This window comes from Vibrio sp. HI00D65 (genome assembly GCF_001635455.1).
Classification (GTDB): domain Bacteria; phylum Pseudomonadota; class Gammaproteobacteria; order Enterobacterales; family Vibrionaceae; genus Vibrio.
Genome location: NZ_LWEH01000005.1, coordinates 191,779 through 205,111 on the forward strand (window position 1 = coordinate 191,779; position 13,333 = coordinate 205,111).

The window sequence follows — 13,333 nt, forward strand, 5'->3', positions numbered from 1 at the left end:
CTGCTAATCACTTTCTGAGTTAGGGCGTGTTTTACAGTGTAAAATGGCCTTCTCTAATAGCTCTAATGCTGATTGTTTTACTTCTGGCAGTTTGGCATCTGATTGACCTAACGGCTCTACACGGGCACCCCATTTAATATGGCCTGCGCCCCAAGTTAAACCAGCACCAAATGCTGCAACCAAGATATTTGAATTAGGCTTAACAAAACCTTGCTCTAGTGATTCACATAGAGCAATTGGCACGGTCGCTGCCGACGTGTTGCCGTAGTTTTGAATATTCACAAAGGCTTTCTCGCGCTCAATACCAGCCATATCGCAAAGCGTTTGAATAATTCGGATGTTCGCCTGATGTGGAATTACAACATCAATGTTGTCTGTTGAGATACCTGTGCGGCTCAATACGGTATGCGCAGCCGCCCCCATGCCTTTAACTGCACGCTTGAAGATCTCTTTACCTACGAAATCGAAGTCCCAGTAACCATTATCAGCCGCAAAACGGTCCATAGAAGTACCGAACTTAGGCACCGCTAGAATGTCTCGGCCTTCAGCATCACAGCCGATTTGCGCTTCTTGGAGACCAACTTGCTCTCCAGTGCGAGAAAGTACGACTGCACCCGCACCATCACCGAATAGAACCGCAGTATCTCGCTTGGTCCAGTCGATGAAGAATGAAAGACGCTCTGCACCCACAACGATAGCGTTGCGGTAGTTGCCCGCTTGAATCAATCGAGTTGCTGTTTCAACACCGTAGATGAAGCCTGTACACGCTGCATTAAGGTCAAAAGCCGCAGCGCTCTTGATACCTAAGTTCTGTTGAACTTTCGATGCAGTATTTGGAATAAGAGAATCTGGGCTACACGTCGCAACGATAACTAGATCGATGTCTTCAGCCGTTAGGCCAGCACACGCCATTGCGTGCTGAGCAGCAACGGTCGCTAGCTCAGAGGTATTTACATGACTGATACGACGGTTTTCGATACCAGTTCGAGTACGAATCCACTCGTCAGACGTATCAATGAATGTGCTTAAATCATCATTGGACAGCACAGCTGGTGGCAGACACTTTCCCCAGCCCGTAATTTCGGCGTAAAATTTTGTCATCATTTACCTGTTTATTGTTTGTTTTTATTTGAGTATCTTATTCATGTTTTAAACAGTATAAGCGTTCCGTACGTGATTCGTAAATCGCGTTAGCCACGGAAATGCAATAAAAAAGAGAAAGTTATGTCTACATTCAACACTCGTTGCCCTGCTTGCGGTGGCGTAAACCGAGTTCCTTCAGAAAGAATTTCAGAAAGCCCTACTTGTGGTAAGTGCAAAAATGCACTTCTAGACGGCGCACCAATCGAAGGTACGTCACTGAATTTCCAAGCTATTTTAAACAGTTCACAGCCTGTCATTGTCGATTTTTGGGCGACATGGTGCAATCCATGTGTAGGATTCGCACCTGTATTTAGCGATGTCGCGAAAGAGCGTGCTGGCGATGTTCGATTTGTTAAGATCGATACCGAAGCTCAACAGCAACTGGCGGCTATGTATCAAATCAGAAGCCTCCCAACGGTAATGGTGTTTAAGAACGGTCAACGTGTTGATACGATCAACGGTGCTTTGCCGAAAGGTCAATTTGATCAATGGCTTAATCAAGCTTTGGCTAAATAAGTTTACCTAAATTCATTCATTAACTTGCAAAAAAAATAGGTTATGAGCCCCCTAACGAATAAGGCTTCATAACCTAGATTAAGCCAACAATTTATCTTGATTGTCTGTTAAACACTCAATTCGTGTTTACTTTTTCGCCTGCTTCATGTTTATTCAAATCACTCTTCTGATTCACGTCGCTTTGTTCATTCAAACCATATTGCTCTTTGATCTGGTCAGCAATTTTCTCTGCGATCATGATGGTTGGCGCGTTGGTATTCGCACCGACAAGTGTCGGCATAATCGAAGCATCAATGACTCGTAAACTCTCTAGCCCATGAACTTTTAAATCTGTGTCCACTACTGCCAGAACATCATCTGCGGTGCCCATTTTACAGGTTCCTACAGGGTGGTACTGAGTATCTGAACGATTGCGGATATCTTGTTCAATCGCCTTGTCGTCATTGGCATCGACCGGATAAAAAGCATCACCACGAATATCATCGAACGCTTCGCTTTCTAGCATCTGATATTGCTTCTTCCACCCTTTAATCATGATTTCCATGTCATCAGGGTGACTGAAAAACGCTGGGTCGATCTTTGGTGGGTCGTAAGGATCAGAGCTATTGAGTGTTACGGCGCCATGGCTTTTTGGCCTCAGCAAGGTGACATGTGATGTAAAGCCATGACTAGTGTGGATTTTTCTCGCATGATCATCCACTACAGCAACGACAAATACAAACTCCAAATCCGGCACTGCGATATGATCATCAGAACAAAGAAAACCAATGCCTTCTGCAAAGTTGCTGCTCATTTTTCCACGGCGCTCTTTGTGCCACAGAGGTAATGCTTTGGTCAATTCAGCGGCCATTTGCAACGAAATACCGAAGGTTTCTTGCTTTTCGCAGCACTTATAAGAGTGCACCAAATCAATATGATCTCGTAGGTTCTTACCCACTCCTGGCAGATCATGTACTTGATCGATGCTATGCTCCGCCAACTCATCTTTAGCGCCCACGCCCGACAGCAACAACAGTTGAGGGGATCCGAAAGCGCCTGCAGATAGAATGACTTCCTTGTTACATCGAATCTGGTAAAGCTTATCGTTAGAACCGTATTCAACTCCAACCGCTTTGTTACCTTCAAACAAGACTTTATGAGTCGTCGCTTTAGTTACGACAGTTAGGTTGGGACGAGATAGGTTTGGCGTCAAATAGGCCTTGGCTGCACTGCATCGCTCACCGTTCAGCTGAGTAACCTGAGTCGGCATCGCACCAAACTGAGTAGCACCGTTGATGTCTTCATTGCGAGGCACACCGATCGATTCGCACGCGGACAAGTAGCGTTCCAACATTGGGCTCGGTGACCTAAGGTTCGCCACATTCAAGGGACCTCCTTGACCATGGTACTCATCTTTGTGTACTTCGTTGTTTTCCGCTTTCTTAAAGTAAGGTAGGCATGACTCGTAGCCCCATCCTGCATTACCTAAACTTTCCCAAGTGTCATAGTCATAACGATGACCTCGCGCGTACATCATGGCGTTAATAGAACTCGACCCACCAAGCGTCTTCCCTCTTGGCTGATAACCTTTACGACCATTTAAGCCCGGCTGTTCAACCGTCTCAAAAGCCCAGTTATTGAGTTTGGTCGGCATCATCGCCACAACGCCAACTGGAGTATGAATAAAGGGGCTCGTGTCTTTGCAACCAGCCTCGAGCAAACAAACAGTAGTACTTGGGGCTTCTGACAATCGAGAAGCCATCACACACCCAGCAGAACCACCGCCTACAATAATAAAATCATAGTTATCCATTGATTGCCTCTGCAACTTCTAAAGGATGTAGCTCTCGCTTTAAGATTTTTCCTGTTGCCGTCATGGGTAACGCGCTACGAATGAATACTTTACGAGGGTATTTGTAATCGGCCAGTTGCTCTCGACACCATGCCATTAACGCTTTGCTGTCACATTGTGTATGCTCATGTAGCACCACATGGGCATGAATCTCTTCCCCCAACTGCTCATGATGTTCGCCAACCACAGCCACCATCTCGACATCCGGGTGAAACATCAACACTTCTTCGATCTCTCTCGGGTACACGTTATAGCCGCCACGGATAATCATGTCTTTAACACGGTCAACAATAAACAAGTTCCCGTGCTCATCAACACGCCCGATATCACCCGTTAAAAACCAGCCATCTCTGATCGCTTCTGACGTTGCTTCAGGTCGTTGATAATAGCCTTTCATGACACTTGGGCTCTTAATACACACTTCGCCCAACTCTCCCATTGCGACCGAGTTGCCTTTTACATCAGCAATCTTGATAAGATGTCCACACAGTGGTTGGCCGACACTACCTGGCAGTCGATCGCCATCAATGTGATTAAAGGTCGCGACCGGCGCTGTTTCAGATAGCCCGTAACCTTCCAATACTGGCAGTTCAAAGCACGACTCAAACTGACGAATCACCTCAAGTGGCATAGACGCTCCTCCAGACACGCCTAATCTCAAACTATGCTTAACCTGTTCAGAACGTTTGCTTGTTTTTTCAGAAGCATCAGGAGATTCTTCTCCCGCTCTAATCAGTGCGATATACATGGTAGGAACGCCAGCAAACACGGTTACTTTATGGCTAATGATCTCTTCAATCACTAATGATGGTTCGAAGCGTGGAATCAAGACCATAGTTGAACCCGTCAACACACTTGCGTTCATCATTACGGTTTGACCAAAACTATGAAACAGAGGAAGTGTTGCCATTGTTGTATCGCTGTATTCCAATCTCATCAGATACTGCGAGGACATTGCGTTGGTTTGCATGTTGGTGTGAGACAACTCAGCCCCTTTTGGCTGGCCAGTAGTACCTGAGGTATACAGAATGACCGCAGTATCATCTCCATGGCAGGCTATAGATTCAAAGGTTTCTGAAGGCTGTCTCAACCAATCGGTTATGACTTCCTTCTTTTCAGGGGGTTCTTCAGAACAAGTGTCTCTACCTGACGGGATTGGCATAGAGACAAAATGCTCACAGTTGTTTGCTTGTTCAAAGCCTTGTAGCCCGTAACGCCCAATAGGAAGATCATCAGTCCCCTCAAAACAAAGGTAGGCCTTCGCGTCAGAGTCATTCAAGTGATAAGCAATTTCTCTCGCCTTAAACAACACGTTTAAAGGGACGACAACGCAGCCTGCTTTCAGAATGCCATAATATGCGATGGGGAAATAAGTCACATTAGGACAAGACAGTGCAACCTTATCCCCTTTATTTAATCCAAGTCGCTTTAGATTTGCAGCGACCTTCCCTGCAAGTTGTTCCAACTGAGCAAAGCTGACTTCATCCGCCCCCATACGTAGGGCGGCTTTGGTTGGAAAAAGTAAAGCACTTCGTTCTAAATTAACAGCAAGATTGTGCATCCATGATCTCCTTGTTTGGCAGGACCTAGCGGTCACATTCGCCTTAGACGTTTAATCGTGTTAATGAGTTTTGACTTTGTTGCTACGGTAGTCGCATATTGGAGCGTCACGTAAATAAAAGTGATTATTGAGCAAGATGTTGGAAACGAACCAATATGCAACTTGTGAAATTACAACATTTTGATAACATCCCGAACAGGTTTCAAAAAGACAAAAACCGGTGATATTCGGACACAGCTCTAATAAGCCAAGTAAAACTTCGAACTCACGAATAAAAGTTTTGAATTAACTTAGGGAAGTGAGAACAGACGAGAGGCAAAAATGTTAAGAGTTCGGTTAAGATGACAAACTTCAACAAGAGGAATTCTATGGAATACACCGCAGTCTATGAACCTGATATGCAAGCATTCGGTATTCTTGACCTTCAACTACTGCATCGTTACACGTCACCGGCTCTCAGTATCGAAACGTTACTGGGAGGCAGCAATATTGATGATATTCAGCTCAATACGCCAGATACTCACATTACTTTGGCGCAAAAGTTGGCGGTATTCAGTAACGCACTAGCGAACACGGATCAAGGCGGATTAGGTTTACGAATTGGTCAGCAGGCACGATTTAGCGACTTTGGTGTGTTGGGCTATGCAGTGTTCAGTAGCGAAACGCTATTAGATGCTTTACTGATCGGATTCAAATATTTACAACTTGCCGGCCCCGTACTGAGAAAGACGATGTCTGTAGAGGATAACGTTGGGTACTTTCGCGCAGAACAACTGGTCGACTTAGACTCTGTACTGCCATTTTGTTGTGAGTATTGGTTTGCGGCGATCCTAAGTCTATGTGAAGAAGTGCTGCAACAGCCCTTTCCATCGCAAGTGATCCGCTTCCCTTATCCGAAGCCAAAGTACGGTGAGCTTTATACAGAGGTTTTCCGTTGCCCTGTTGAATTTAATAGTGACCGCCTTGAATGGCAATTTGATGCGACCAGCTTGCACTCTCCTCTGCCTACAGCGAATACCATCACATTACAAATGTGTCTCAAGTCGTGTGATGACATGTTGGCAAAAGTAAGTGCCTCCACCAGCCTGAAAGAGAAAGTATCTCAAATGCTTCTTGAGAGACCTGGATGTTACCCATCAATAGAGTCGATCTCCTCAGAGTTGGGCATGTCTTCTCGCACTTTGCGTCGCCATCTTAAAGCGGCCGGTACGAGCTACCAGAAAATACTCGATCACGTTCGTTTCCATCTTTCTCGACACTATCTATCGTCGACAAAAATGAGCATTGAAGACATTTCTGAGCGTGTCGGTTTTTCTGACAGTGCCAACTTCCGTCACGCATTTCGTAAATGGAGTGGCAGCTCACCACGTCAATACCGAAAAGACGCACTCTTATCATAAACTGCACTTAAAATTTAATTTCAACGCTACAAATAAATTTGTTTTCAACCTCTCAATTAAAAAGCCAATGAACAAGGGTTTAAAGGCTTTTTGACCACATAAAATCTCGTAAAATCACCAAATGTTGCAACGGTATTTTAGTTTCATCAGTCGACAAATTTCTTTTATCTTAACGAACATTTTTATTCGTTTTACCCAATTCAGTTTCACCCCCATAGTCGCGGAAAATTCATTGTTTCTCACACTTTCGGAGGCTCCTGCATTGGACAACATCCAACCAACAACTCGCATAACCGTTCCAGTTATTGCACTGTCTTTCTACGCGATCGCTTCAGGCTACCTAATGAGCTCATTGCCATTAATGCTATCTGAATACGGCCTAGACAGTAATCTATCGAGTTGGTTGGCGAGTGCCTTTTATGCAGGCCTTTTAGCGGGTACTTTATTGATTGAGCGTGCGATTGCACGTATCGGCCACAAAGACGCGTTTGTAATGGCACTGAGCGTGTTTATCGTAACGACCCTTGTGTTGCCATTAATCCCACACCAAGCAGTGTGGCTAATTGCGCGCTTTGTTGCAGGTGTGTCCGTTGCGGGTATTTTCGTCATTGTTGAATCATGGTTAATGAGCGGTGACGAATCACAACGTGCAAAGCGCTTAGCGATTTACATGTGTTCACTGTACGGCGGTTCTGCAGTTGGTCAGTTAGGTATTGGTTATCTAGGTATTACTGGCGGTGTACCTTTTATTGCCATGTTCACTCTGCTATTCGGCGCGATCATTGTGCTTATGTACGGACAAGCGACACCACCACAGATCCATGATGCTCAGTCTTTATCTCTAAAACAGATCAGCAAATTGAGTCACAGTGCGTTAATCGGCTGCATCGTATCAGGTCTTACACTGGGTGCAATTTACGGTTTAATGCCTGTAGAGCTTGCTCAACGTAACATTGCGCATGAAGACATTGGTGGTTTGATGACGTTAGTGATCATGGGTGGTATGGCTGTACAGCCGATGGTGACTTGGTTATCTCACCATGTAGGTCAGGTGTTACTAATGGCTCTGTTTTGCCTACTTGGCGTAGCAAGCATTGGCGTGTTAACCATTTAGCATGATTTCTACGTGTTAGGTATGAGCCTATTCGTGCTAGGTATGGCAACGTTCGCGCTATACCCAATTGCTATTAACTTGGGCAGTCGGAACTTAGATCCAAACTACTTGGTATCAGTAACTCAAATCATGCTGCTTTGCTACAGCATTGGCTCTGTTGCAGGTCCGATCGTGGCAGATAGCTTCATGGATTCACAAGCAGGGTTGTTCACTTATCTGTTTGCATCGTTACTAGCGACGACGATTTACATGTTGTTTGCAAGCCTTAAACGCTCTCATCTACAAATTGCGGGCGAATAAGTCGTTACCTTACTTTTGAGCGATACACTTAGGGGCTCTTCACTAAAGACAATACGTCCAAATGAAGCGCCCTTTTTGTGCACGATATTTAGAGGGTTACACTAGGGTTGGAACACATAGCCTTCGCCAGTGATCGTTAGGATCAAGCCATTACCAAGAATAGAACGTATCTCTGAAATAGCGACAATCACTGAAGAGTTGGTGACCTTCTCACCTTCCAAACCGATTTTTTTTAACTGTGGCACACTGAATAGTTGTCCACGATGACGATTCATAGCAAGAATCATCTTTCTATAAGCCAATGGCATCGTTCCTACAATATAACCATTTTCCAAATTGCGTATGAGCTCGGTATTTAGCTCAATAACCTCACCATTTACTTCCAAGACCTCGTTTTGTTCTTCACGTATACCGTCAATGACAGGGGAGTAGTTCGTATTCATATAATATTACCTAACAGAGCAACTAACGATACAACTTTATTAAGAGATGTGTTTAATAACGTCACTTATAAATGGACGCTTGAATTCGAAGATAATGAAAGATGCGTGCACGGTAAAGAGATTAAAAATTTATTATTAGAATATTAATAGTATATTAACAGCAAGGTCTGAGCTCCAACAAATAGCCTTCATTGGGTATGGTGCACAGGCATTTACAGTCTACAATTCTGCAAATCTCATAGATTGCAACCAGTACTGACGCGGATGTTACCGATTTCCCAGGCCACCCAACACGCTTAAGAATATTCTTGCTAACAACTGCGCCTTTGTTCTGATAGAGATAAAAAAGTACCTTACGATGAGGCTCAGACAAGGTGCCTACAATTGAACCATTATCTTCCTTTCTAACCAGTTTGGTTTTAGTATTCACTTCCCTACTGTTCACAACGATTTTTTGTTCAGTAGTAAAATCCGGCATATCTGTTACATCATGTAGCATTACTTACCTCTTATTTTGTGGTTCAACCATATCGATTGAACTAGGTATGGTCATAAAAGTGAGGGAAAACTACATAACACCAACCTTGAAAAACACAGTATATCTACTGCATTTCTTGGTTATCAGACAAGACAAATAAACACTATTTCATATCATATTTAAAAGCGGGTTCAGAGCTAAATGGGCTCTTCATACTACCCTACATTTTACTTTATATTTCAGATCATATAGTTAGCTTGTGAGCCGATAATTCTTACGGTATTGACTAGGTGATAAGCCAAAATGTTTCTTAAAACGGTGAGACAAATTATAGGGGTCTTTATCAACGAGACGATTAGCAATCATAGATACTGACCAATCTTGTTACTTTAGCAAACTGGTCCTCGTAATTGATCCGCAAACTCCAATTGGCGTTGAGGTTGCTTTCAGTTCTACCATCAACAAACAGACACCCTTCTATTGATGCATCTTAAGGATGTTGTTCTCGATATACTCTTCAGCTTTTGCCGTGTTGGTTATCTCTTTATCTGCGATATAACGCAAGAAGTCTTCTGAGCTATATAACCTTAGGATGAATTCAGCATCCTCAGTTGTAATCATTCTTAATCTGAAACGAGCGATTTCGACTGCCTACATGACGACATTTCCTTGCTGAATACCATGTAAATATTGAGTTCTAGAGCTAAAATGATTATCCTCAACCGCCTAAACTAAATACAAGGCTATGCAGTAATGAACCGTAAGAAAAAAATTAATCAAATTCTAAAAAAGAAGCAGAAAAAAGCGAATTCTAAACTGCATACAAGTAATAAGCCTCGCTACATTTCTAAAGCTGAACGCGCAAAAATGGAAGCAGAAGAACAGGCTCAAGCAGCGCAAACGGAAGGTGCTGTCGAAGCAATTGTTGAAGCTGAAGAAACTAAAGCTGCAGAGTAAGACTAAGTTCTCACTGTGAATTCTTACCTGACTTTTTGCTAAAAGGTAAGTACAAAAAAAGCAGCCTCTATTTAGGCTGCTTTTTTGATCCTGATGTATTTAATCTCGTTGATTAACCTTTGAATAGCTTTACTTCCCAACGAGAGAATGGTGCCTGTGCACTGATTCCTGCTCTACCCCAACGATCGACTGAGTCCACTACTAAAATACGCTCATTAGGCACTAGAGACTTAATCAAGTTGCTCGGCTTTTTCGCTGTCACAAGCCATAGTGCATCATCTTCCGAAAACATCGCTTTAAGTTTCGCTTTGTCCTGTTCTGTCCATACAAGCTCTGCTTTAAACATGCGGTCTTCAACATACAGTTGGCTACCAGACGCAAAATCCTCCAAGCTTTCTGAAAGCAAGAGTACTGAGTCTACTTCGTTATCAAGCAATACAGCTTGTTGCTTGTTAATCAGTTCACGAACATCCAACATTACGCGCTGCAGATTACTATCAATAGCCTCAGCCTGCTCTGGCCACAATAATTTAAAGTCATCAGCCACAATCGCAGCCATGCGCGTTAAGTTGGTTGGATTTAACCAAGCATACTTAGACACTTCACCATTCGATAACGTAATTGCTGCAACACCTTGTGATCGCGGCGTAATCGCTTGAGCCGCATCCACCTCAACCAAACGGATATTGCCTTGTCTTGCGTATACAAATGTCGGGTCGGCTTGCCAGATCGATGACAATGTTAGAGCAACGGTCGCCTTTTCGCCAGACTTAAGAACTTTGCTTGCCCCCTTGGTACCAAACCAATTCGGCAGACGATCAATACCATAGCGCTTTGGTGGCAGATACTCAGTCGTGATGTCTGTGCCTTTAGTTAGCTCTGTCGCTAGTGCATAGGTTACAGGTGTACTCGTTAGAATATCTTCTGCATTCGCTTTAATTGACACCAACGAGCCAGCTATTAACACACTGCCAAGCACACCGACTTGAGCAGTTGCTGTTACTGAGCTCGAGATACGATTCATCAAAGAAGTCATGGTTACGCCTTTCTTACAATTCGGTATAGCGTTGCTGCAAGGAAAAACGTTGCAGAAACAATGATGATTGAAGCACCCGACGGTACTGGCAATTTCAGTTCCATTGGTAATACCGTGCCAACCAAACACGCAAGGGTCGCTAGCAATGCTGATAACAACACAAAGCTACCCATGCGCTTGGTTAATAGTCGAGCTGTCGCACCTGGAATCAGCAATAACGCACCCACTAGAACTGCACCTACGATTTTCACGGCAGCAATCGTGACTAACGTGATCATCATGACAAACAGGTAGTCGTAGAAACTGGTGTTGTAACCTCGAACCTTCGCAATATCAGGACTGATACAGGTAAGCAAGATACGGTTGAATGTCGGTATCAAAAGCAAAATGATGATCGCGCAACTGCCTGCGAGAATCGCTAAGTCTTGATCTGTTACCGTAAGGATCGAACCAAACAATACGTTCTCAAGCATGTGAATATTGATCTTACGTGCCACGTACATGAGTAACGCTGCACCCACAGCCAATGCCAGCGCAAGGAACACACCAACCAAGGTATCGTATGGCACGTTGGTTCGGTTTCTTACAAAGTGCAAAAGCAGAGCAAAGATCATACAGAAGCTAAACAGCCCGATAATCGGATTTTCTGGCGGCTCGCCAAGCAGAACACCGATTGCGATACCGGTTAAAGCCGCGTGTCCGACAGCTTCAGAAAAGAAAGCTAGACGCTTAGCAATCACTAAAGTACCAAGACCGCCTAACAGAGGGCCAAGCAATAAGGCTGCAACCAAAGCATTTACCATGAAGGCATACATAAAGCTTTCAGATAATAAACCTGCTTCCACACCACTAATGGCAAGTTGTCGTAACCAATCCATTACGCAACCTCCTTCGATTCTGTCATTACAGAGCCACTAGTGTAGTGCTGAAATAAGCTTTCGATCTTCGTTGGATGCAGTACTTGCTCATGTGGGCCACTATCCACTAAGAATCGGTTAACGACATGCACGTTCGCGTCAAGTCGACGTACCGCAGTAACATCGTGGTGCACCGCTAGAATCGTTCGGCCTTCATCAACACATTCACGAATCAGCGATTCTAAATAGCGAACGCCCTGCTCGTCCATGCCCGTCGTAGGTTCATCTAATACCAGTAAGCTTGGGTTATCCAATAACGCTTGAGCAAACAGCACGCGTTGCTGTTCACCACCGGACAACTGTCCCATGCGGCGGCCGCTACGAGTGGCCATACCAACGCGATCTAACTGCGCGAGAGCAAGATCTAACTGCTTTGATTTACGACGCCAAAACAGAGGGATTCGCGTCTGATTAAGCAGAACAAAGTCCATGACCGTCAAAGGTAAGCTCGACTCGAATGTCGCTTTTTGAGGCACGTAACCAATACTTGGCTTTTCTGGCCAATGAATGTTGATCGCTCCAGAGAAAGGCGTCAGTCCAAGTACAGATCGCAGCAAAGAAGTCTTGCCACCGCCATTTGGCCCCATGATCACATGACACTCGCCCGCTTTGAGTTCTAGCGAGATATCATCAAGAATCACATTGTTATCGTACTGCAGACCCAGTTTATTAATTGAGATTGATGGACCTAGCATTATGCATTCCCGCTTTTAGATTGGTTCTCTGCCGCAAACTTCATTGCTTCGATTAAGGTTTCTAGGTTCTTCTTCATCTCAACTTCGACTTTGTCGACTTCATATTCGCCGTGTGTCATGTGTGAGAAACGGTAAAGCTGAACGCCTGTTTCCGCTTCAATCGTGTCAACAAAACGGTTTGGCATGTTCAACTCGTAGAAGAGAACATCAATGCCCGATGCGCGAATCTTCTCGATCGTCTCTTGAAGTTGGCTAGCACTTGGCTCAACACCGTGTGCTGGCTCGATTACCGCCGCGACATCAACACCAAACTCTTGAAGAATGTAACCGTAAGCATTGTGTGTAGTCGCAACCTTCATGCCTGATGTATCTAACTCACCTAATGACAACATCGCATCACGTTTCATGAAACGAAATTGCTTTGCGTACTTACGCGCATTCTTGCGATAAAACGCAGCGTTATCTGGGTCAAGTTTAGAAACTTCACTGGCAATGGTGTAAACCTTCTGAATGGTTGTCGAAAGCCCAACGAAGGTATGCGGGTTAACAGCCCCCTGACCAACAGATTGCCCAAGAGCCGGAAGTAAAGGCACTTCTTTGTTTGCCTCGATCACAACCAAATCATCACGTTGCGCTGCTGCAATGACTTTAAGCGCAAAGTCATCGTGACCGATACCGTTTACTACGATTGCGTCCATCTGGCTCAATCGTTTCAGGTCGTTCGGTTGTGGTAGGTAGTTATGTGGGTTAAAACCAGCGTCAACCAAAGGAAGAATGTTCACTTTATCGCCGACTACGGCTTTCACATAGCTGTAGTAAGGTTGAAGTGTGATACCAATCGTCAGCTTGTTACTGTCGACCGTGCATTCTTTTGCTAATGCATAAGGTGCCATGAACACCGCTAAAAACGACATGAACAGGGTCATAATTCGCATAGTAAAT

At 44.4% G+C, this 13,333-nt stretch carries 12 protein-coding genes and 3 pseudogenes; 4 read left to right on the forward strand and 11 right to left on the reverse strand.

What is annotated here, in order from left to right; genetic code table 11:
• Positions 1–3 precede the first annotated feature (3 nt).
• A complete protein-coding gene (locus A3712_RS01845; protein WP_063522034.1) occupies positions 4–1,101 on the reverse strand; it encodes a ketoacyl-ACP synthase III in 1,098 nt (365 codons plus the stop codon).
• Between the two features lie 123 nt (positions 1,102–1,224).
• On the opposite strand from A3712_RS01845, the gene trxC reads away from it, so the two are divergent.
• Positions 1,225–1,659, forward strand: coding sequence for a thioredoxin TrxC (gene trxC, locus A3712_RS01850; protein WP_063522035.1), 435 nt, complete (start codon positions 1,225–1,227; stop codon positions 1,657–1,659).
• 115 nt (positions 1,660–1,774) lie between these two features.
• Here the strand turns inward: trxC and A3712_RS01855 are convergent, their stop codons facing one another.
• Both A3712_RS01855 and A3712_RS01860 read right to left on the reverse strand, forming a co-directional pair.
• Positions 1,775–3,451, reverse strand: a complete 1,677-nt coding sequence (locus A3712_RS01855; protein ID WP_063522036.1) for a GMC family oxidoreductase — start codon at positions 3,449–3,451, stop codon at positions 1,775–1,777.
• The gene (locus A3712_RS01860; RefSeq protein WP_063522037.1) at positions 3,444–5,051 is read right to left on the reverse strand and encodes a long-chain-fatty-acid--CoA ligase; all 1,608 of its coding nucleotides are present in this window, start codon (positions 5,049–5,051) and stop codon (positions 3,444–3,446) included. The genes A3712_RS01855 and A3712_RS01860 overlap by 8 nt, the downstream gene beginning before the upstream one ends.
• Positions 5,052–5,419: 368 nt before the next feature.
• On the opposite strand from A3712_RS01860, the gene A3712_RS01865 reads away from it, so the two are divergent.
• Positions 5,420–6,451, forward strand: coding sequence for an AraC family transcriptional regulator (locus A3712_RS01865; protein WP_063522038.1), 1,032 nt, complete (start codon positions 5,420–5,422; stop codon positions 6,449–6,451).
• A gap of 262 nt (positions 6,452–6,713) precedes the next feature.
• Positions 6,714–7,865, forward strand: a pseudogene (locus A3712_RS01870) (MFS transporter).
• Positions 7,866–7,966: 101 nt separating this feature from the next.
• Here A3712_RS01870 and A3712_RS01875 read toward each other — a convergent pair.
• The 4 genes and pseudogenes from A3712_RS01875 to A3712_RS01885 all read right to left on the reverse strand — a co-directional run.
• Entirely contained in the window at positions 7,967–8,308 is a 342-nt protein-coding gene (locus tag A3712_RS01875; RefSeq protein WP_063522039.1) for a helix-turn-helix domain-containing protein, read from the reverse strand.
• Positions 8,309–8,462: 154 nt separating this feature from the next.
• Positions 8,463–8,807 (reverse strand): winged helix-turn-helix domain-containing protein, encoded by a 345-nt coding sequence (locus A3712_RS28130; protein WP_063522040.1) that lies wholly within the window; start codon positions 8,805–8,807, stop codon positions 8,463–8,465.
• 231 nt (positions 8,808–9,038) lie between these two features.
• A pseudogene (locus A3712_RS27655) lies at positions 9,039–9,188 on the reverse strand (helix-turn-helix domain-containing protein); the annotation flags it as partial.
• Positions 9,180–9,407 (reverse strand): annotated as a pseudogene (locus A3712_RS01885) (GNAT family N-acetyltransferase); the annotation flags it as partial. The pseudogenes A3712_RS27655 and A3712_RS01885, both read right to left, overlap by 9 nt.
• 132 nt (positions 9,408–9,539) lie before the next feature.
• On the opposite strand from A3712_RS01885, the gene A3712_RS01890 reads away from it, so the two are divergent.
• Complete coding sequence (locus A3712_RS01890; protein WP_063522041.1) at positions 9,540–9,743, forward strand: DUF2986 domain-containing protein; 204 nt, start codon at positions 9,540–9,542, stop codon at positions 9,741–9,743.
• Between the two features lie 112 nt (positions 9,744–9,855).
• Here A3712_RS01890 and A3712_RS01895 read toward each other — a convergent pair whose 3' ends face one another.
• Genes A3712_RS01895 through A3712_RS01910 form a run of 4 tightly spaced genes read right to left on the reverse strand, consistent with a single transcriptional unit; the run spans position 9,856 to position 13,326 of the window.
• Positions 9,856–10,779 carry a hypothetical protein gene (locus A3712_RS01895; RefSeq protein ID WP_063522042.1) on the reverse strand — a complete coding sequence of 308 codons (924 nt, stop codon included), beginning with the start codon at positions 10,777–10,779 and terminating at the stop codon, positions 9,856–9,858.
• Between the two features lie 2 nt (positions 10,780–10,781).
• Complete coding sequence (locus tag A3712_RS01900) at positions 10,782–11,657, reverse strand: metal ABC transporter permease (protein ID WP_063522043.1); 876 nt, start codon at positions 11,655–11,657, stop codon at positions 10,782–10,784.
• Positions 11,657–12,391, reverse strand: a complete 735-nt coding sequence (locus tag A3712_RS01905; protein ID WP_063522044.1) for a metal ABC transporter ATP-binding protein — start codon at positions 12,389–12,391, stop codon at positions 11,657–11,659. Before A3712_RS01905 ends, A3712_RS01900 begins: the two co-directional genes overlap by 1 nt.
• Complete coding sequence (locus tag A3712_RS01910) at positions 12,391–13,326, reverse strand: metal ABC transporter solute-binding protein, Zn/Mn family (protein ID WP_063522045.1); 936 nt, start codon at positions 13,324–13,326, stop codon at positions 12,391–12,393. Before A3712_RS01910 ends, A3712_RS01905 begins: the two co-directional genes overlap by 1 nt.
• Positions 13,327–13,333: the final 7 nt, after the last annotated feature.

Coding starts and splice junctions, on each gene's coding strand:
- A3712_RS01845 (WP_063522034.1), bottom strand. CDS start 1,101: ATGACAAAATTTTACGCCGAAATTACGGGCTGGGGAAAGTGTCTGCCA.
- trxC (WP_063522035.1), top strand. CDS start 1,225: ATGTCTACATTCAACACTCGTTGCCCTGCTTGCGGTGGCGTAAACCGA.
- A3712_RS01855 (WP_063522036.1), bottom strand. CDS start 3,451: ATGGATAACTATGATTTTATTATTGTAGGCGGTGGTTCTGCTGGGTGT.
- A3712_RS01860 (WP_063522037.1), bottom strand. CDS start 5,051: ATGCACAATCTTGCTGTTAATTTAGAACGAAGTGCTTTACTTTTTCCA.
- A3712_RS01865 (WP_063522038.1), top strand. CDS start 5,420: ATGGAATACACCGCAGTCTATGAACCTGATATGCAAGCATTCGGTATT.
- A3712_RS01875 (WP_063522039.1), bottom strand. CDS start 8,308: ATGAATACGAACTACTCCCCTGTCATTGACGGTATACGTGAAGAACAA.
- A3712_RS28130 (WP_063522040.1), bottom strand. CDS start 8,807: ATGCTACATGATGTAACAGATATGCCGGATTTTACTACTGAACAAAAA.
- A3712_RS01890 (WP_063522041.1), top strand. CDS start 9,540: ATGAACCGTAAGAAAAAAATTAATCAAATTCTAAAAAAGAAGCAGAAA.
- A3712_RS01895 (WP_063522042.1), bottom strand. CDS start 10,779: ATGACTTCTTTGATGAATCGTATCTCGAGCTCAGTAACAGCAACTGCT.
- A3712_RS01900 (WP_063522043.1), bottom strand. CDS start 11,657: ATGGATTGGTTACGACAACTTGCCATTAGTGGTGTGGAAGCAGGTTTA.
- A3712_RS01905 (WP_063522044.1), bottom strand. CDS start 12,391: ATGCTAGGTCCATCAATCTCAATTAATAAACTGGGTCTGCAGTACGAT.
- A3712_RS01910 (WP_063522045.1), bottom strand. CDS start 13,326: ATGCGAATTATGACCCTGTTCATGTCGTTTTTAGCGGTGTTCATGGCA.